The sequence below is a fragment of the Actinosynnema sp. NPDC023794 genome, from assembly GCF_040639675.1.
Classification (GTDB): domain Bacteria; phylum Actinomycetota; class Actinomycetes; order Mycobacteriales; family Pseudonocardiaceae; genus Actinosynnema; species Actinosynnema luteola.
Window position 1 is genome coordinate 1 of sequence record NZ_JBFAFR010000048.1, and the last position, 20,481, is coordinate 20,481.

Sequence of the window (20,481 nt, forward strand, 5' to 3'; positions counted from 1 at the left end):
CACCGGCACCGGCACCGGCACCGGCACCGGCACCAACAACCCCGACCGGACCAGAACCCGCCACCGCCGCCAAACCCGCCACAGTCCCCCGACGAAACACATCACGCGCCGAAAACACCACACCCAACCGACGAGCACGACCCACCAACTGAATCGACAAAATACTGTCCCCACCCAACGCGAAAAAATCATCCTCCACACCCACCGAACCCACACCCAACAACTCACCGAACAAACCAGCCAACACCCCCTCCACCCGAGAACGAGGAGCGACGGACGCGGTGGTGAACCGGGGTTCGGGCAGGGCGCGTCGGTCCAGCTTTCCGTTGTCCGTCAACGGCAACTCGTCCAACACCACGAACACCGCGGGCACCATGTGCTCCGGCAGTGCCGCGGCGACGCGTCGCCGGACGTCGTCGGTGCGGACGTCGTGACCCGGCTCGGGCACCAGGTAGGCGACGAGGTGATGGGCGCCAGTCGGGGTCCGGTTGGCCGTCACGGCCGCCTGCCGCACGTCCGGACCGCCCACCAGGGCGGCCTCGACCTCACCGGGCTCGATGCGGAACCCGCGGACCTTGAGCTGGTCGTCGGCGCGCCCCAGGTACTCCACTTGGCCGTCGGCCCGCCACCGGGCCAGATCGCCGGTGCGGTAGAGCCGTTCCCCCGGGCCACCCCACGGGTTCGCGACGAACCGCTCGGCGGTGAGGTCCGGGCGGTTGAGGTAGCCCCGGGCCAGTTGGACGCCCGCGACGTGCAACTCGCCGACGACACCTGGCGGCACCGGGTTGAGCGCGGTGTCCAGGACGTGCACGCGCGTGTTGAGCACCGGCCTGCCGATCGGCGGCGCCGTGCCGTCGTGGGTCAGCGGCCCGGTCACGGTCGCCGCGACGGTCGTCTCCGTCGGACCGTAGGCGTTGACCAGGTGCCTTCCCGTCGACCAGCGGGCGACCAGCTCGGCCGAGCACACCTCGGCGCCGGTCATCAGCCCGCGCAGCTCCGGCAGGTCGCGCACCGGCACGCTCGCGAGCACCGAGCACGGGATCATCACCTGGGTGATCCGCCGCTGCGCGAGCAGGTCGGCCAGTGCGTCGCCGGCGAGCGGGCCGGGCGGTGCGAGCACGACCGTGCCACCGGTGAGCAGCACCGGGCACCAGTCGAGCACCGCGACGTCGAAACCCGCGGAGAGGTGCTGGAGCATCCGCGTGCCGGGTCCGAGGTCGAACCGGCGCACCTGGTCGGCAACCATGTTGGCCAGCCCGGCGTGCGTGACCACGACGCCCTTCGGCCGTCCGGTCGAGCCGGACGTGTAGACCACGTAGACCGGGTGGGACGGCAGCAGGGGCGACCGCCGCTCGCCATCGGTCACGTCGTCGGCCCGGTGCGCCGCCAGCTCGGCCTCGACGGCCGCGTCACCGAGCACGATCATGCCGGGCGCCTCGGGCCTGGGCCGGTCGCCGACCACGACGGCCGGCCGTGCGTCGGCGAGCACGAGCGCGATCCGCTCGGCCGGGTAGTCCGGGTCCACCGGCACGTACGCGCCGCCCGCCTTGAGCACCGCGAGCAGCGCCACCACCAGGCCGGCCGAGCGGGGCAGCACGACGGCGACGAGCCGCTCCGGGCCGACGCCGTGCGCGATGAGCAGGCGCGCCAACCGGTTCGCGCGCCCGTTCAGGTCCTGGTAGGTCAGCGCGGTCCCGTCGTGTTCGAGCGCGACCGCGTCCGGGCAGCGGGCGGCACGCGCCTCGATCCCCTCGACCACGTGCCGCCACGGCACGTCGCCCGCCGAGTCGTTCCACCCGGTGAGCACCCGGTGGCGTTCGTCCTCCGACAGCACGTCGATGCGGTCGACCCGGCTCCCCGGCTCGGTCGCCATGGCGCGCAGCACGCGCAGCAGGCGGTGCACGAGCAGCTCGACCGTGCCGCGGTCGAACAGGTCCGTGCTGTAGCCGAGCACGCCGCTCACCCCGGTCCGGTGCTCGTCCACGGTGAGCCACAGGTCGAACTTGGTGACCTGCGCGGCCACCTCGACCGGTCGGACCCGCAGCCCCGGCGGCCCGACGTGCCGCCCGGCCGCGGTCTCGAAGCCGAGCATGACCTGGAACAGCGGGTTCACCCCGACCCGGCGAACCGGGTTGACCGCCTCCACGACCCGCTCGAACGGCACGTCCTGGTGCGCGAACCCGTCGACGGCCACCTCCCGGACCCGGCGCAGCAGCTCGGCCGCGGTCGGGTCGCCGCCGGTGTCCACCCGCAGCACCAGCGTGTTGACGAAGAACCCGACCAGGTCGCGCAGGGACTCGTCGTCCCGGCCGCCGACGGCGACGCCGAGCGGGACGTCCCGGCCCGCGCCCATCCGGGACAGCAGCACCGCCATCGCCGCCTGGAGCACCATGAACACCGTGGCGTTGCCGGCCCGCGCGAACCGGACCAGCTCCGCGTGCAGCCCGGGGTCGATCTCCACCGGGACGACCGCGCCGCCGAGCGTCGGCTCCGCCGGGCGCGGCCGGTCGACGGGCAGCCGGATCTCCTCCGGCAGCCCGGCCAACTGCCCGGTCCAGTACTCCAGCTGCCGGGCCAGCGGGCTCGCCTCGTCGTCCTCCTGCCCGAGCAGGTCCCGTTGCCACCGCGTGTAGTCCGCGTACCGCACCGGCAGGGCGGGCCACCGCGGCGTGGCGCCGGCGAGCCGGGCCCGGTAGGCCTCGAAGAGGTCGCGCGTCAACGGTCCCGTCGACGCGCCGTCGACCACGATGTGGTGCATCACCAGCAGCAACACGTGGTCGGTGGGCGACAACGCGAACAGGTGCGCGCGCAACGGCGGCCGGGCGGCGAGGTCGAAGCCCTCGGCGGTGGCCGCGGCGAGCGCCGCGGGCAGGTCGGCCTCGGCGAGCGCCGTCACCGACAGATCCGGAGCGACGGGGTCGAGCACGTGCTGGTGAGGGCTGCCGTCCACGTCCGGGAAGGTCGTGCGCAACACCTCGTGGCGCTCGACCACGTCGGCCAACGCCGACGCCAGCGCGGAAGCGTCCAGTTCGCCGGACAGCCTCAGGGCCAGCGGCAGGTGGTAGGCGGCAGTCGAGCCGGCCATCCGGCCCAACGCCCACAGCCGCTGTTGCGCGAACGACAGCGGCACGTGCTCCGGCCGCGGCCCGGCGGCGAGCACCGGCCTCGGTCGGTCGCCGCCGAGCGCGGCCTCGGCCACCCGGTCGGCGAGCGCGGTGGGCGTCGGGTGCTCGAACAGCGCGCGGATGGGCAGGTCCACCGCGAGGAGGCGGCGGATGCCCGCGATCAGCCGGGTGGCCAGCAGCGAGTGCCCACCGAGGCCGAAGAACGAGTCGTGCGGCCCCACGTCCTCGATCCCGAGGACTTCGGCGAACAAGCCGCACAGGATGCGTTCGCGCTCGGTGCCCGGTCGTTCGCCCGGTCGTGCCTCGACCGGCGCGGGCAGGGCGGCGCGGTCCAGCTTGCCGTTCGGGGTCAGCGGGAGCTCGTCCAGCACGACGTACCCGGTCGGGACCATGTAGTCCGGCAGCAGCCGGGCGGCGTGGTCGCGGACGCGGGCGACGTCCACCGGCCCGGCGCCGACCAGGTAGGCGACGAGCCGCCGGTCGCCCGGCACGTCCTCCCGCACCACCACGGCCACGCCGGCGATCGCGGCCGACTCGGCGAGCACCGCCTCGACCTCGCCGAGCTCGATCCGGAACCCGCGGACCTTGACCTGGTCGTCGGCGCGCGACACGAACTCCAGCTCACCGGCGGTGGTCCGGCGGACCAGGTCACCGGTCCGGTACAGGCGGCTGCCGGGCGGGCCGGACGGGTCGGCGACGAACCGCGCCGCGGTGACGTCGGGTCGGTCGAGGTAGCCGCGGGCGAGCTGCGCGCCACCGACGTACAGCTCACCGGTCACGCCGGGCGGTGTCGGCCGCAGCATGGCGTCGAGCACCTGGAACCGGGTGTTCCAGACGGGGTCGCCGATCGGCAGCACCCCGGTCGGGATCGGTTGTCCGGGCTCGATCCGCCAGACGCTGCACCCGACCGTGGTCTCGGTCGGCCCGTACTCGTTGAGCACGGTCACCCCGGGGTGCGCGTCCCGCCACCGTTGCAGCACGGCGCCCGGCAGCGGCTCGCCGCCCAGCACCAGCTCGTGGGTCGGCGAGCGGTCCGGCGGCAGGGAGGTCAGCACCGGCACGTGGCTGGGCGTCGCCTTGACGAACGCGGGCCGCTCGCCCGGGTCGGGAAGGCCCGCGACCCGCACGGAACCGCCGGACAGCAGCGGGGTGACCAGGGCGGTCATCGTCAGGTCGAAGACCACCGGCGAGTGCAGCAGCGCGGTCCGCGCGGTGGCCGGGTAGGCGGACCGGCACCACCACGCGTAGTTGACCAGGGCCGCGTGGTCGATCACGACGCCCTTCGGGCGGCCGGTCGAGCCGGACGTGTAGATCACGTACGCGGCGTTGGCCGGTCGGGCCGGCACCGGCACGCCGGTCGGACCGGTCAGGTCGGCGAGGTCGGTGATCACCACGGCCGGGTCGGTGTCGGCGACGAGGCGGGCGATCCGCTCCTGCGGGTGGTCGGGGTCCAGCGGCACGTACACGCCACCGGCCAGCCACACCGCCCACACCGCGACCACGAGGTCGACCGACCGGGGCAGGCACACCGCCACCGCCCGCTCCGGCGTCACCCCGCGGCCCGCCAGCACGCGTGCGAGCCGGTCGGCCCGGCGGTCCAGCTCGGCGTAGGTCAGCACGTCGTCGCCGCGCACCACCGCCACCGCGTCCGGCGTGCGGGCGACCTGCCGCCGGAACAGCTCGGCGACCGTGGCGGACGGGACGTCGTGCGTGGTGTCGCCGCCGATGACGTGCCCGCGCTCGTCGTCCTCCAGCACGTCGACGCGACCGATCCGGCCGTCGGGGTCGGCCGCCATCGCGGTCAGCACCCGCAGCCACCGACGCCCGAGCCGGGCGGCCGTGCCGGCGTCGAACAGGTCGGTGCTGTACTCCACGAAGCCGTCCACGCCCAGCGGCGCCCCGTCCGGCGCGTACCGCTCGGTCAGCGAGAACAGCAGGTCGAACTTCGTCGCGTCGGCCTCGACCGGCAGCACGCGACTGTCCACACCCGACAGCTCCGGCACGGCCTCGACGTGGTTCTGGAACGCGAGCATCACCTGGAACAGCGGGTTGCGGGCCAGTGAGCGGTCCGGGTTGAGCACCTCGACCAGCCGCTCGAACGGGACGTCCTGGTTGGCGAAGGCGGCCAGGCCGCGGTCGCGCACCCGGTCGAGCAGCTCGGCCACCGTCGGGTCGCCCGAGGTGTCGGTGCGCAGCACCAGGGTGTTGACGAAGAAGCCGATCAGCTCGTCCAGCCCGTCGTCGGCGCGGCCGGCGGACGCGCCGCCCAACGGGATGTCGGTGCCCGCGCCGAGCCTGGTCAGCAGGATCGCCAAACCCGCCTGCGCCACCATGAACAGGCTGGCCCCGCGCTGCCGGGCGAGCGCGACGAGGTCGCGGTGCAGGTCCGCGGGGAGCTGGAAGTGCTCCCGCGCGCCGCGGTAGCCGGGTGTCGCGGTCGACGGCCGGTCGACGGGCAGGTCGATCCGCGCCGGCAGCCCGGCGAGCTCCTCGGTCCAGTGGGCGAGCTGCCGGGCGATGGGGCTGTCCGGGTCGTCCTCGGCGCCCAGCACCTCCTGCTGCCACAGGGCGTAGTCGGCGTACTGCACCTCCAACGGCGGCCAAGTGGGCGCGCCGCCGTGCCGCCGGGCGTCGTAGGCGGTGGACAGGTCGCGGCTGAGCGGCGCCGTGGACCAGCCGTCGCCCGCGATGTGGTGCATCACCAGCAACAGCACGTGCTCGTCCGGGCCGAGCTCGAACAGCCGAGCGCGGAACGGCAGGTCGACGGTCAGGTCGAAGCCGGTGGACGCCTCCGCGGCGAGCCGCGTGTCGAGCCGGGCCGGCGGCAGCGCCACCACGGGCAGGTCGACCGGCGCCGGGGCGTGGACGAGCTGGACGGGTGTGCCGTCGACCTCCGGGTAGGTCGTGCGCAGCACCTCGTGCCGCGCCGTCACGTCGGCCAGCGCCGCGCGCAGCGCCGGCACGTCGAGCGGCCCGGACAGCCGCACGGCCAGCGGCACGTTGTAGGCCAGGCTGGCGTGCTCCAGCCGGTTGAGGAACCACAGCCGCCGCTGGGCGTAGGACAGGGGTGGTCGCGGTGGCCGCGGCATGGCCCGCACCGCGGGGCGCGCCTGCCCCGCACCGGCCAGCCGGGCCGCGAGACCGGCCACCGTCGGCGTCTCGAACACCGCTCGCATCGGCAGCTCGACGCCGAACACCGAGCGGACCCGGCTGATCAGCCGCACGGCCATCAGCGAGTGCCCGCCCAGCCGGAGGAACGAGTCGGCGACCCCGACCGACGACACCCCCAGCACCTCGCCGAACAGGCCGCACAGGATCTCCTCGGTCGGCGTGCGCGGCGCGCCGCCCTCGGACCAGGCCGCCGGGTCCGGCGCGGGCAGCGCGTCCCGGTCGACCTTGCCGTTGCGGGTCACCGGGAACTCGTCCACGACCACGATCGCGCCCGGGACCATGTACTCCGGCAGCACGTTCACCAGGTGCTCCCGGATCGAGGCGACGACCTCGCCCGCCCGCCGCGAGAACGACGGTTCGCTGGTGTGCGCGGCGAGCCGCCGGTCCGGCACGCCCGCGGGCAGGTGCGTGTCCACCGGCCGCTCGTCGCCCGGCGGGTGGAAGACCGCGTCGAACTCGGCGGCGCCGCGCCACGTGGTGGCGACCCGGTAGCCCAGCCGCTCGCCGAGCACGTGCACGTCCTCGGGATCGACGCCGCCGCACACGTCGAGCAGGTCGCGGCGCAGCTCCCGCGCGGCGGCCACCTCACCCGCCAACCTGGCGTTGGGCAGACCGGTGACGCGCAGGCCGCCCGGCGCGCCCGCCGACAGCCGCCGGGCCACCTCGTCCAGGTCACCGCCCCACGGCACGGTCGGCACGGACGCCAGCGACCGCAGCCGGTCGGCGGGCCCCTTGTGCAGCACGACGTCGTACCGGTGGCGGGTCAGCTCGTTGTGGTGCGCGCCGCGCTTGAGCCGCACGTCGACACCGGCGATGTCGGGCACGTGGTCGCGCAGCGCGCTGAAGAACTCCGGCGCGACCAGCAGCTCCTTGTCCAGCAGCACGGCGCGTTCGATCGACCGGCGCAGCGCCGCCTCGTCGCCGTCGAGCCGGCCGAGCCGCACGGCGGTGTGGAACACCCGGCGCAGGGCCAGGTTGCGGAGGTCGCCGATGACCATCGCACCACCCGGCACGAGCAGCCCCATGGCCCGCCGCACCACCTCGGCGAGGTGGTCGACGTGCGGGAAGTACTGGGCGACCGAGTTGAGCACCACGGTGTCGAACAGCCCGCGCGGCAGCCCGTCGACCACTTCCGCGGCCTGGACGCGCAGCTCGACGTTCGTGTCGTCGGGCAGCGCGGCCCGCAGCCGTGCGACGGCCGCCGCGGAGAAGTCCGTCGCCCAGTAGGTCTCGCACCGGGGCGCGAGCTCGGCGAGCAGCAGTCCGCTGCCCACGCCGATCTCCAGCACGTGGCGCGGCCCCAGCTCGGCGATCCGGTCCACGGTGGCCCGCCGCCACTCCCGCATCTGCTCGACCGGCAGCGGCTCGCCGTCGTAGCTGCTGTGCCAGCCGGTGAAGTCCTCGCCGAGCGGCGCGGGAGCGGCCTGGCGGTAGTGCGCGTCGTAGATGCCGCGCCACTCGTCCACCTGGGCCTCGGCGGTGGACTCGTCGCGGTCGGAGTCGTCCACGACGACGTACGCGACGAGCTGTGCGTCCGGCGCGTTGCGGGCCACGACCGCGGCGCCGGCGACCACCGGGTGGTCGACCAGCGCGGCCTCGACCTCGCCCGGCTCGATCCGGTGGCCGCGGACCTTGAGCTGGTCGTCGGTGCGGCCGAGGAACTCCAGCTCGCCGTCGGGACGCCACCGGCCCAGGTCGCCGGAGCGGTACATGCGGGCGCCCGGCTCACCGAAGGGGCTGGCCACGAACCGCTGCGCGGTCAGCGCCGGGCTGTGCAGGTAACCGCGGCCGAGCTGGGCCCCGGTCACGTACAGCTCGCCGGGCGTGCCCTCCTCGACCGGGCGCAGCGAGGCGTCCAGGGCCTGCACGGCGCTGTCGGGGAACGGCGTGCCGACCGGCAGCGGGGGCCGCGGGTCGACCAGCGGTGCGCTGGCGGTGACCGCGATGGCGGTCTCGGTCTGGCCGTAGACGTTGACGAACTCCCGGCCCGCGGACCAGCGTGCGGCCACCTCCACCGGGCAGCGGTCGCCGCCGATCACCACGGTGCGCAGCGCGGGCAGGTCCACCACGGGCACGCTGCCGAGCGCGGCGGGCGGCAGCTGCGCGTGCGTGATGCCGTTGTCCGCGAGCAGGGTGACCAGCTCGGACCCGAGCGGGTAGCCGGACGCGGCGGGCAGGACGAGCGTGGCGCCGGACAGCAGCGCCATCGCCTGGTCGGCGATGGCCGCGTCGAAGCCGGGTGAGACGTACTGCACGACCCGGCAACCCGGACCGAGCCGCAGCCGTTCGACGTGCGCGGTGGCCGACCGCAGCAGCGCGGCGTGCTCGACCACGACGCCCTTCGGCCGACCGGTCGAGCCGGAGGTGTAGACGAGGTAGGCGGCGTTGTGCCGCAACGGCCCGGCCGGATCGGCCTCGCCCGTCGCCGACGGGTCCAGCACGGGTGTCCCGGCGAACCGCTCCGGCTGGTCGGTCACCACCAGCGCGGGCCGGGCGTCGCGGACCAGCAGCGCGAGCCGGTCGGCCGGCACGGCGGGGTCCACCGGCGCGTACACGCCGCCCGCCCGCCACACCGCCAGCAGCGTCACGACCAGGTCGACGGAGCGCGGCAGGCACACCAGCACCACGCGCTCGGGACCGACGCCGTGCGCGGCGAGCGCGCCGGCCAGCCGGGCCGAGCGGCGGTCCAGCTCGCGGTACCCGACCTCCACCGGGCCGTGCGCCACCGCGACGTCGTCACCGGATCGCAGGACCTGCCGCTCGAACAGGTCGACCACCGTGGCCTCACCCACGTGCGCCACCCAGGTCGGTCCCGACGGCCTCCAGCACCTGGCCGTTGCCCGGCCGCAGCGCCCGCGACCTGCGGTGGTCGAGGTGCACGAAAACCCGTTGCAGCCAACGGTCACGGCCGTCGTAGCGCGGCGTGAACGGCGTGCGCCCGTGCAGCGCGAGGCGGTTGTCCACGATCGCGAGGTCGCCGGGTGCCAGCACCACGGTCTCGCACACCTCCGCCAGCGCCGCGCCGAGCCGTGCCATGGCCCGCTCCGCCGCCTCGTCCAGCGGGCGGGTGCTGAGGAAGTCCACCCGGATGTCGGGGTCGTCGTGGGCGCCGCCGAGGACGGGGTGCGGCACGGGAGCGTGTCGCACACCTCCGAACGACCCCGGCGGCTCGGTGACGAACCTCGGTGCGGCCAGCACCGACCGGTCCGGCGTGGACAGCAGCGGCAGCGCCCGGCGGACGGACGCGATCTTCAGGCCCGCCACGTCGTCGTGGTCGTTGCGCAGGCACAGCAGCGCCACGTGGTCCGGTCGGTGGTCGTGGAACGCGTTCTCCACGTGCATCGTGAGCGCGACCGAGCCCGCGTTGCCCTGGAACTCCTCCCGGCCCGGCACCGGGACGACGTCCTGGACCAGCGCGCCGCCCTTCTCCTGCCGGAACGCGACCGCCTCGCCGAGCTGGAGCGCGATCAGCACCAAGGCCGCGGCGGGCACCGTCACATCGCGCTGCGCGGACTCGGCCACTCGCGGCGTGTCCGGCAGTTCGTCCGGTCGCACGGGCAGGTTCCCCAGCAACAGCATGCCGTCCGGTCCCGCGTCGTGCCGGAACCGGCGCAGCCGCCCGCTCAACCGCTCCGGCAGCCGGCACGACAGGTCGCGGGCCAGGTCGACGAAGCGCGGGTCGTCGAGCAACCGGGACGGGCCCGCGCCGACCAGCTCCGCGATGGCGTCGAGCTCGGCCCGCTCGGCCAGGTCGAGCACGAACGACGAAGAATCCTCTGCCATGACAACCCCAGTTCTCACTGTCGTGCGGTCTCCCGTGCGAGCACCCGGCTCACTGGTCGGGCCAGGTGGCGTAGCGGCGCAGGCCGTACAGCAACGGCGGTTCCGCCGCGGTGGTCGACACCCGCCGCACCTCGCCGAACACCACGGCGTGGTCACCCGCGTGGAGCAGGCGCCGCACCTCGCAGTCGGCGATGGCGTGCGCGTGCTCGGCCAGGTGCGGCCCGCCCGCGTCCGGTCCCACCTGCCACGGGACCCGCTCGAACCGGCCCGGCGCGCCGGACGCGAACAGCTCGGCCACGTGCCGCGCACCGCCGTGCAGCAGGTTCACCGCGAACGCGGCGCCGTCCTCCACCGCGGCCAGCGTCGGGCTGCCGGCACGCAGGCACACCAGCAGCGTCGGCGGCGCGACGGCGACCGAGCACAGCGACGAGCACGTCATGCCCCGCGGCTGCCGTCCCGGACCCAGCGCGGTGACCACCGCGACCCCGGTCGGGAACGCGCTCATCAACGACCGGAAACCCCGCTCGTCGACGGGTTCCGCCGCGGCACGGGTCACCGCGGCCCGCCCGGCGCCGGTTCCGGCCGCAAGCCCTGCAGCTCGGCGAAGTACCCGTACTGCGAGGGGAGCCGGTCGACCAGGTACCGCGCCTGGTCGCGCACTCGGGCGAACTCCTTGGCCGCGGCGGTCTCGTCGAACAGGCCGAGCGCGGGCGCGGACCGGGTCGGCAGGCCGCCGAGCCCGAGCAGCATGCAGATGTAGGAGTACGGCTCGAACCCGTGGTAGTGCGGGAAGATCGTCTCGGTGTCGGGCAGCCTGGTCCGCCACTGCTCCAGCCGCTCCGCCAACCCGTCCGGGAGCGCCCGGGTCTTGGCGTCGCGCCAGTACCGGTTGTCCGTGCGGGCGGCGGCGTGGTAGTGGAGCACCAGGAACTCGCGGACGCCGTCCATGCACCGGCCGACGACCCGGTTGTACGAGGCCCGCTGCCCCTCGTCCCAGCCCTCCGCCGGGAAGTGCTTGACCAGCTGCTCGATCGCGTGCTGGATGAAGAAGATCCCGGTGGACTCCAAGGGCTCCACGAACCCGCTGGACAGACCGATCGCGACGCAGTTCGCGACCCACGACTCGGCGCTGCGGCCGATCCGCATCCGGATGTGGTTGGCCTCCAGGTCCTCGGCCGCCGGTCCGACGAACCCGCGCAGCGCCGCCTCGGCCTCCTCGGGTTCGCAGTAGTCCGACGCGTACACGTACCCGGTGCCGATCCGGCCGAACAGGGGGATGGTCCAGATCCAGCCGGCGTCCATCGCCGTCGCCGTGGTGCACGGCCGGAGGCCGCGTTCCTCCATGTCCACCGGGACGCGCAACGCGACCGCGCGGTCGTTGGGCAGGGTGTCCTGGTAGGACTGGAACGGCACGCCCAGGGCCTGGTTGAGCAGCAGCCCCCGGAAACCGGTGCAGTCGATGAACAGGTCACCCTCGATCGGGCCGTGTTCCTTGGTGAGGACGTGGCTGATCCAGCCGCGTTCGTCCAGGGTGATGTCGACCACGTCGTCCACCACGTGCCGCACGCCGCGCGCGGTGGCGTAGCGGGTCAGGTAGTCGGCGAGCAGCGAGGCGTCGAAGTGGTAGGCGTACGGGAACTGGGTGTTCTGCTCGGCCAGCGTGGTGCGGTAGGTCCGCCCGTCCCCGCGTTCGGCGAACTCCTGCTCGAACAACGTCCCGTCGAGGTAGCGGGGCGAGCTCTTGGCCTCGCACAGGGAGGCGATCAGGAAGCAGTCCTCGTCGAACCGCTCGGACGGCTGCTGCCGCAACCACCAGTCGGTGAGCGGGAAGCCGTCGACCACCCGGATGCGCTCGAACGGGTGGTAGAAGTGGTGTCCCGGCTCGCGCCAGTTCTCGAACCGGATGCCCAGCTTGTAGGTGGCGTGGCAGGCGGGCATCCACTCCCGCTCGTCCAGGCCGAGGAACTCGAAGAAGTGCCGGACCGTGCTGAAGGTCGCCTCGCCGACGCCGATCGTGCCGACCCGGGCGGACTCCACGAGCGTCACCGAGACCCGGTCGCCGAAGGCAGCGCGCAGGTACGAGGCGGTCATCCACCCCGACGTGCCGCCACCGACGATCACTACGTTGTTGAGCACTTTCCTACCTCCCCCGGGCACGACGGCCCTCGTGCAGCGGATGTGTCACGCCGTGGTCAGCGCGTAGAGCCAGGTGGACGGCGAGCCGAACGGCACGCGGCGCTCGACGCGCAGGTCGGCGTCGGCGAAGGCGCGCTCGTAGGTGTCCCGGCCGAGGATCGGGGTGTCCATGAAGGCGTGCACCAGCTCGAACTCCAGCGAGAAGGCGGGCAACGGGCCCCGGTGCCGGTCCCAGTCCTGGCCGACGGTGTCGGCGATCAGGAAGCGGCGCGCGTCGGGGAACGCCTCGCGCAGCGACACCATGACGCCCGCCGGGTCGCCGGTGGCGGCGAAGAGGTCGTGCATCATCAGGAAGCTGGTCACCAGGTCGACGCCGGGGAACACCCGGCCGTCGGCCTGCCGGAGCACGTCGTCGTGCACGATCTCGACCCGGTCGGCGAGCCCGGCGGCACGCACACGCCCGGTCGCGGCGGCGCACGCGTCGGCGCTGATGTCGATGCCGACGCCCCGTCGGCCTGGGTCCGCGCCGCACAGCCGCACCAGCCGCGAGCCGTCACCGCAGCCGATGTCCGCCACGGAGGCGAACTCCAGCCCGGCGAGGACTTCCTCCTCCACCGGCCGCATCAGCGTCCGGCCCGCCATGCCGGAGCCCGCGGCCACGCGGTCCTCGTCGCGGCGGACCTCCCGCCCGAACGCGACCTTCCCGGTGGCCAGGCCGGCCAGTTCGAGCAGCATCGAGCCGTACCCGCCGACACCCCAGACGATGAACCCGAGGTGCCGCACCAGGTCGCGGCCCGCCGCGGTCAGCGTGGCGGTCTCGCCGACCAGCTCGACGTACCCGAGCAGGGCGGCCGTGCGCAGCAGCGGGCGGAGCCTGGTGGGGCTCGTGGCGCCGCGGTCGGCCAGCGCGGCGACCGACCGGCTGCCGGCGGCCAGCTCCTCCCACACGCCCAGCTCGCTGAGCGCGAACGCGACCTGCGTGCCGACGTAGCCGTTGAACAGGTCGGGCAGCGTCGGCGCGTCGAGGGTCGGCACGGTCACGTCCGGCGGTGCGCCCAGCCCGACCGTCAGCGCGTGGGGCCGCGGCAGCACGTCGCGCAGGGCCGCGCAGAACGCGTCCACCTGCGCCGGCGTGCCCACGGTGACCCGCAGGTGACCGGGCAGGCCGAACACGGCCAGGTCCCGGACCAGCACGCCGTGCTCGGCGGCGAGGCGGTCCGCGATGTGCGTGCTGTCGCCGCCGGTGCGGACCAGCACGAAGTTCGTCGCGGACGCGACGTGCCCGACGCCCAGCTCGGTCAAGCCGGCGCAGAGCCGGGCACGGGCCTCGGCGGTCCGCCGGCGGACCTCGTCCACGAAGCCGCGGTGGCCCAGGGCGGCGACGACCGCCGCCTGTGCCGGCCGGTTCACGCTGAACGGCACCGCGCGGCGCGTGTGTCGCAGCCGGCCGATCAGGTCCGGCGGGCCGAGGACGCACCCGAGCCGCAGCCCCGCCAGGCCCCACGCCTTGGAGAACGTGCGCAGGACCAGCAGCCGCCTGCCCGCCGCGACCGCGGCCACAGCGTGCTCGTAGGCCGGTCCGGCGAACTCCATGTACGCCTCGTCGAACACCGCGACCACCCCGGCCGCCTCGGCGGTGGCGATGATCCGCTCCACGTCGGCGGGGTCGAGCACGGTGCCGGTCGGGTTGTGGGGGTTGCACACGTAGGCGAGCACCGGGACGTCCGCGAGCGCGTCGAGGAGCGCGGGCACGTCGAGGCGCAGGTCGCGCAGCGGCACGGTCCGCGGTGTCGCGTCGGCCACCCGGCAGGCGCTGACGTAGCCCGGGAAGGTCGTCTCGGTGACCAGCACCGCGTCGCCGGGGCGGGTCAGCGCCAGGGTGGTCAGCAGCAGCAGCTCGTCGGCGCCGTTGCCGACCTCGACCATGTCGACGCCGACGCCGAAGTGCTCGGCCACCGACTGGCGCACGTCGAGCGCCTCGTTGTCGGGGTAGGTCCCGGACCGGCCGTCGACCTCGACGGCTGCCGCCTTCAGCGCCTCCGGCGGTGGCCCGTACGGGCTTTCGTTGCAGTGCAGGCGCAGCGCGCCGTCGTCGTCCATCACCCGTCGCCCCCGGTTCCCTCGACCAAGACCAGCTGCATGTCGGAGCCCTCCCGCAGCGGCACGATCGCCCGGTACTCGGGCGAGGCGTACCAGCGGCGGGCGTGCTCGGCGGACGGGAACTCCATGACCGACAGGTGCGTCGGCCACCAGTCCCCCTCCAGCACGTCGAACCGGCCGCCGCGGATGGCGAACCGGCCGCCGTGCAGGTGGAGCGTGCGCAGCACCTCGGCCCGGTAGCGGGCCATCGACTCGGGGTCCGCGACGCTCGTGACGTTCCCGATCAGGAAGGTCGGCACGCTCACTCCCCCGTCCGAGGGCCGAAGGCGACCCTGGTGCCGAGGCCGCGCGCGGTGGCCGCGGCGGCCACGTGGAAGCCCGAGGCGATGTCCTGGGCGGCGAGGCCGAGCGACTTGTAGAGCGTGATCTCCGCGGGGTCGCGGCGGCCGGGGTGCCGGCCCAGCAGCACCTCGCCCAGCTCGGCGAGCACGTGGTCGGCCCCGATCAGGCCTTCGGTGGAGGGGATCAGGAGGTCGTCCGCCTCGACGGCGGCCGATTGGCGGCTGTCGACGAAGACCGAGCACCGCGCCACGGCGTCCGACTCCAGCTCGCGGTGGCCCCGGACGGACGCGCCGATCGCGTTGACGTGCGCGCCGGGGGCGAGGTCCGCCGCGCGGACCACCGGCTCCCGGCACGGCAGCGTGGTGCAGACCAGGTCGGCGCCGGTCAGGGCGTCCGCGACCGTGGTCGCCACCTCGACCGGCACGTCCACTGTGGACGCGGCCAGCTCGCGGAACTCCTCGGCGTGCCGCGCGGTGCGACTCCACACCCGGACCCGCCGCAGGTCACGCACGAGGGCCATCGCCTCCAGGTGGCTGCGTGCCTGAACGCCGGAGCCGAGGATCGCGAGGTCGCCGGCGTCCGGGGCGGCCAGGGCGCCGGTGGCGACCGCCGACACGGCGGCGGTGCGGATCGCCGTGACCGCCGCGCCGTCGAGCAGCGCGGCCGGGTAACCGGTGTCCGGGTCGAACACCACGACCACGCCGACCACGGAGGGCAACCCCTTGGCCGGGTTGCCCGGCTTGAGGGCGACGGCCTTCAACCCGAATCCCGCGTCGGTGTCGCCGGCCACGTGGCAGGGCATCGACGCGAACACTTCACCGCCCGGCGGGGGCACGACGACGGTCCGCAGGGGCTGCGTCACGGCCCCACCGCTGTACCGCCGCATCACCTCAGCCATCAGCGGGATGGCGAGGTCCATCGGGTACGCCTCGCGGACCGCGGCGCTGTCGAGCACCAGCACGTTGCCTCCTCTCACGGTCGGGGGTGGACGGACGGCCCGCGCTCGGGGGCGGACTTCCCGGTGGCAGGCCCGGCGGGCCGCTCGGCCACGAACACCGACCAGAGCATCCGGATCGGTCTGGTCCGCGAGATGAACCGCAGTCCGTGGAGCCGCGCGGCGGTCTCGGTGGTCAGGGCCAGGTCGGTGGCGCCGTCCACGGCGGCGCGTGCGGCCAGGCTGGTCGAGGACATGACCTTTATCTCGCCCGCCGTGTACCGGTCCGGCAGCAGTTGCATGATCAGGGGCACCGGGGAGGGGTGGCTCGCGATGACCGGGCGTGCGGGCACCTCGCGGCCGTCGTCCGGCACCGCCAGCCCGTACTCCGGTGTGTCCATAACGAACACCTCCGCCAGCGCGATGCGGGTGTCCATGTAGAACTCGTTGACCGACTTGTACGCGTTCGCGACGACGAAGTGGCTGACCTCACCGGACCGCAACGCGCCCGCCGCCTCCTCGTAGGTGTCGAACAGCCGCAACCGCGGGTGGTCGTCCGCCGCGGCGAGCCGCCGTGAGGCCAGGCCCGCCGCCTGCTCGCTGCTCGTGCCCGCCGGGCCCAGGGTGCCGATGGTGACCGGCCGGCGATGTGCGGTGTCGATGGTGATCCAGCCGAGCGCTTCCACGGTGATCGCTCTCCTCGTGCTCCAGCCCGGCGGATCGGCCGGGCGGGCCTCGCAGGCCGACGGATGCCGTTCATCGCGGCCCGATCCTGGTGATCCAGCCGGTGTGCGGTGGCTCGTCGCCCCGCACCACCCGGTCGTAGCGGGTGGCCAGCGCCTCGGTGACCGCGCCGGACTCCGGACCGCCGATCGGTCGTCCCGCGATCTCGACGACGGGGGCGATCCCGAGGCCGGTGCCGGTCAGGAACACCTCGTCGGCGGTCAGCAGGTCCGACGGCGCCAGGTCCTCCTCCACCGCCGGTATGCCGAGCTCGGCGGCCAGCACGAGCACGGTGTCGCGGGTGATGCCCAGCAGGATCCCGGCGTCGGCGGGCGGTGTCGTCAGCCTGCCGCCGCGTACCGCGAACACGTTCGACGTGCCCGCCTCGGCCACCTCGCCGCGGGCGTTGAGCATGATCGCCTCGTCGCAGCCTGCCGCCCTGGCCTCGTCGGTGGCGAGCGCGGAGTTCACGTAGCCGCCGGTCACCTTGGCCCCCACCGGGATCTCCGCGCGGCCGGGACGGCGCCACGAGCTGATCGCGCACCGCACACCCGCCGCGGGCCGGTACGGGCCGAGGCGCGTGATCAGGATCGACAGCCCGTCCGAGATGCCCGCGAGCCCCACGCCCGGCGGCGTGCCGGGCCGCAGCGACCGCTTGTAGGCGACCGGCCGCACGTACCAGTCCGCGGGTTCGTCCTCACGACCCAGCAGGTCCGCGGTGATGTCGATCAGCTCCCCGGCCGTCACGCGCGGTTCGATGCGCAGCACCCCGCACGACCGCAACAGCCGTTCGTAGTGGTCCTGCGCCCGGAACAGGACAAGCTCACGGCCACCGGCGGGGCGTGCGCGGATGCCCTCGAACACGCCCGTGCCGTAGTGCAACGCCTGGGTGTTCAGCGGCACGGTGGCCTCGTCCAGCGGCACGATCGCGCCGCCGTGGTACGCCCAACGCCCCGGCCGCGGCGCGGTCACGACGTCCGCCGCGCCGCGATCAGGCGCGCCGCACGCGTCTCGTCGCCGACCCCCGACTCACGCCGGTCCACCACCCGGGCGGCCTTCCAGCTCACCATCGCGCCGGTGCCCGTGATCGCACCGGGATCCCCCGCCACGACCTCCAGCCCCGTGGACAGCTCGTCGCGGCAGCGGTCGGCCACGCGGCGCAGCGCGGGGTCGCCCGGCGCCGGCCCGTCCCGCAGCACCAGCGTGATCCGGTCCTCGCCCGCCACGTGCTCCAGCACGACCTGGTAGTCCAGGAAGCCGGTGACGCCGTCGAGCAGCAGGTCCTCCAGGTCGTACCCGGTGACCACGTGGCCGTTGAGCCGGATGCGGTCGCGGGTCCGGCCCAGCACCTCCAGCCGTGGCGCGGGCACGACCTCGCCGCGTCGGGCGGGGTACATCCGCACCAGGTCGCCGGTCCGGTACCGGACGAGCGGTTTCGCGCCCTGGTACAGGTTCGTGACGACCAGCTCACCGTGGCGGACGCCCCGCGCGTCCGGCCGGACCAGCCGGGCGGTGGCCGGGTCGACGACCTCGTAGTGGTTGATCAGCGGCGCGGTGCGCAGCGTGCCGTCCGCGCAGACGGCGCCGAGCACCGACGCCTCCTGCGAGGCGTACAGCGCGTTGTGCGCCTCGGCGGCCCACAGCCCGCCGATGTTGGCCAGCAGGCTCGGCGACGCCAGCTCGCCGGTCAGCATCAGCACGTCGACGGCGAGGTCACGGCGCGGGTCGAGCCCTGCCGCGCGCACCGCGCGCACCAGCGCGAGCGCCATGCCCGGCGTGCAGAACAGGCCCGTCACCGGCAACGCCCGGAGCACCTCGACGGCCCGGTCGAAGCCGACCACCGGCGAGTGCGGCCACATCTTCGCCACCGCGAGGCCGAGGTTGCGGCACACGTCGCCGAACGTGTCGCCGGTCGCGTGCAGCTCGCTCGGACCGCAGACCCCGATCACCTGGTTCCCGCCGAACCGGCGGAACACCGCGTCGTAGTAGACCGTCAGCACGGTGTTGTTGTGCAGGCTGTCCACGTTGTCCCGCGGGCAGGGCACGACGGCGCCGGTGGTGCCGGTGGTCTCGTAGAACACCCAGGCGTCGGACACCGGCCTCGCGGGCAGGTCGAAACCGGCGCGGCGCAGGTCGTCCTTGGTGGTGAACGGCAGCCGCTCCACCGGCTCGTCGGCGAAGCCGCGCAGGTGCTCGCGGTAGAACGGCGACCGCTCGCGCACGTACTCCACGGTGGCGCGCAGCCGGTCCTCCTGGTGGCGGGACAGGGCGTCGTCGTCCCACCAGCCCGCGACGAAGTCCACGTGCCACTGGTGCAGCAGCCGGGTCAGCTCGGCGAGTTCGGGGCGCAAGGCGGTGAACATCAAGTGCTCCAGGTGGGTGGGCGACTACCGGACGGGCGCTGGTTCCTCCAGGTCGACGACGACCCAGTCGCTGATGACCCGCCACCGGCGCACCGAATCCCGGTGGAACGGGTGGTCGAGGTAGCGGCGCAGCGCGTCCTGGTCGTGCACCAGCCCGATGACGGCGAAGTCGTAGGCGATGTCGCGGTCGGACACGTTGCGACCGGCGCGCCACTCCACCAGGTCCTCGACCTGATCGCCGACCTCGCGAGCCGTCCGCTCGGCGGCCCGGACCTCGTCGTCGTCCCACGAATAGCCGGGCTTGAGCTTGAACAGCACGATGTGCCGTATCACGGCGGACCACCTCGCAAAGCGTGAAACCGACCTCTCGAATCGAGTGCCGGAGAATGTGGCGACATCGCTATCGAACAAGTCCGGATTCGTCGGGTCAAGACGATTCGACCTCTTTTCGGACGGCTATGCGGTCGGCTGTGCGGTGCGCTGTGCGGCTGTTGGCGACGATGGGCATCGTCACCGCGAATGGGCCACGACGAGGAGGTTGATGTGCCGGCACAGCGCCACGTCACCCTCCCGCTGACCGCCGCGCAGCGCCGCGTCCGACTTGCCGGCGCGACCGGAGGTGATTTCTCGACCGGAAAGGTCGCCCGCTGCGTCGAAATGCGAGGACCGACCGACCGGGTGCATTTCGAGACCGCTTTGCGGGAAGTGGTCGCGCGGACCGAGGCATTACACGTGCGCGTGGTGGACGGCGTGGACGGACCCGTCCAGTTCGTCGGCCCACGCACACCCGTCGCGCCGAGTTCGGTCGACCTGGGCGAAGAGGACGATCCCGTGCGTGCCGCCGACGACTGGCTGGCCGACGCCGCGACGCTCCCGCTGCCGCCGGGCCGGACCTTCCACCACGTCGTGCTGCAGGTCGTGCCCGGTTTGTCGTACTGGTACGCCGAGTACCACCCCATCGCGCTCGACGCGTTCGGCGCGGCGCTGGTCGAGCGGCACGTCGTCGACGCCTACCGGACCCTCGGTCGGCACGACTGCCGCCAGCCGACCGGGACGGGCGCGCTGCGGGAGCTGGTCGCCCTGGACGTGGCGTACCGCGCCTCCGCGCAACGCGACCGGGACCGCGCCTACTGGCGCTCGCTGCTCGACGGCCCGCCCGCCCGCCCGGCCCGGAACGTCGGGACACCCGGCAGGCACCGCATCACGCTGCCGCCACACGTCGCGATCGGCTCGCATCGGCTCGCGCACCGGCTCGGCGTCCCGCTGCGGCGCCTGCTCGTGGCCGTGTCGGCGGTCGCGGCGCGGGCAGTCACCGGAGAACGGGACGTCCTGCTGGGCTTGCCGGTGACCTGTCGAGCCGAGGCGGCGAGCAGGCTGCTGGCCGGCCCGATGGGCAACGTCGTGCCGTTGCGGCTCAGGGTGGATCGCGGTGTGGAGGAGACGTGTGCCGCGGTGACCGCGGCGCTCGCCGACGGCCTGCCGCACCAGCGGTACTGCGGTGAGGACGCGGTGCGGGAGGCGGGGTTGCCGGGCCCGGTCGGCACCGCGGTGGCGCCGGTGGTCGACGTCGTGCGGGACGGGCCCGGCCACCGACTCGGCGGGCGGCGCTGGCGGTCCCGGCCCCTGCGCGGCGGCCTGACCGGCGACGTCCACCTGACCTTCACCGACCGGGCCGGCCCCCGGCTCGACCTCGACGTCACCGCGGCCGACACCGGGGACGCCGACGCCTACCTGGACCGGCTGCGGCAGGTGCTGGACGACGTGACGACGGGCGGCCGGGCGGCCACCCGACAGGCGGGGTGAC

At 74.2% G+C, this 20,481-nt stretch carries 12 protein-coding genes; 1 reads left to right on the forward strand and 11 read right to left on the reverse strand.

Annotated elements, in window-relative coordinates:
• The 11 genes from AB0H12_RS42500 to AB0H12_RS42550 all read right to left on the reverse strand — a co-directional run.
• Positions 1–9,088, reverse strand: a 9,088-nt coding sequence (locus AB0H12_RS42500) for an amino acid adenylation domain-containing protein (protein WP_499631592.1), incomplete at its 3' end; no start/stop codon positions are given.
• The gene (locus AB0H12_RS42505; protein WP_499631594.1) at positions 9,081–10,079 is read right to left on the reverse strand and encodes a TauD/TfdA family dioxygenase; all 999 of its coding nucleotides are present in this window, start codon (positions 10,077–10,079) and stop codon (positions 9,081–9,083) included. The genes AB0H12_RS42505 and AB0H12_RS42500, both read right to left, overlap by 8 nt.
• 49 nt (positions 10,080–10,128) lie before the next feature.
• Complete coding sequence (locus tag AB0H12_RS42510; protein ID WP_499631597.1) at positions 10,129–10,584, reverse strand: flavin reductase family protein; 456 nt, start codon at positions 10,582–10,584, stop codon at positions 10,129–10,131.
• Positions 10,585–10,631: 47 nt separating this feature from the next.
• A complete protein-coding gene (locus tag AB0H12_RS42515; protein ID WP_499631600.1) occupies positions 10,632–12,215 on the reverse strand; it encodes a tryptophan halogenase family protein in 1,584 nt (527 codons plus the stop codon).
• Positions 12,216–12,260: 45 nt separating this feature from the next.
• On the reverse strand, positions 12,261–14,315 hold the full coding sequence (locus tag AB0H12_RS42520) for an aminotransferase class I/II-fold pyridoxal phosphate-dependent enzyme (RefSeq protein WP_499631603.1): 2,055 nt from the start codon (positions 14,313–14,315) through the stop codon (positions 12,261–12,263).
• Positions 14,315–14,614 (reverse strand): DUF1330 domain-containing protein, encoded by a 300-nt coding sequence (locus AB0H12_RS42525; protein WP_499631606.1) that lies wholly within the window; start codon positions 14,612–14,614, stop codon positions 14,315–14,317. The genes AB0H12_RS42520 and AB0H12_RS42525 overlap by 1 nt, the downstream gene beginning before the upstream one ends.
• Before the next feature lie 2 nt (positions 14,615–14,616).
• Positions 14,617–15,618, reverse strand: coding sequence for an ornithine cyclodeaminase family protein (locus AB0H12_RS42530; protein ID WP_499631608.1), 1,002 nt, complete (start codon positions 15,616–15,618; stop codon positions 14,617–14,619).
• An 11-nt stretch (positions 15,619–15,629) separates the two neighbouring features.
• Positions 15,630–16,277 (reverse strand): type 2 periplasmic-binding domain-containing protein, encoded by a 648-nt coding sequence (locus tag AB0H12_RS42535; protein WP_499631611.1) that lies wholly within the window; start codon positions 16,275–16,277, stop codon positions 15,630–15,632.
• Between the two features lie 70 nt (positions 16,278–16,347).
• The gene (locus AB0H12_RS42540; RefSeq protein WP_499631614.1) at positions 16,348–17,286 is read right to left on the reverse strand and encodes an aminotransferase class IV; all 939 of its coding nucleotides are present in this window, start codon (positions 17,284–17,286) and stop codon (positions 16,348–16,350) included.
• Positions 17,283–18,677: a phenylacetate--CoA ligase family protein gene (locus AB0H12_RS42545; protein WP_499631617.1), complete on the reverse strand. Its 1,395-nt coding sequence runs from the start codon at positions 18,675–18,677 to the stop codon at positions 17,283–17,285. The genes AB0H12_RS42540 and AB0H12_RS42545 overlap by 4 nt, the downstream gene beginning before the upstream one ends.
• A gap of 24 nt (positions 18,678–18,701) precedes the next feature.
• A complete protein-coding gene (locus AB0H12_RS42550) occupies positions 18,702–19,010 on the reverse strand; it encodes a Dabb family protein (protein WP_499631619.1) in 309 nt (102 codons plus the stop codon).
• Between the two features lie 186 nt (positions 19,011–19,196).
• Here AB0H12_RS42550 and AB0H12_RS42555 point away from each other — a divergent pair, with 186 nt between their 5' ends.
• Positions 19,197–20,480 carry a condensation domain-containing protein gene (locus AB0H12_RS42555; RefSeq protein ID WP_499631622.1) on the forward strand — a complete coding sequence of 428 codons (1,284 nt, stop codon included), beginning with the start codon at positions 19,197–19,199 and terminating at the stop codon, positions 20,478–20,480.
• Position 20,481: the final 1 nt, after the last annotated feature.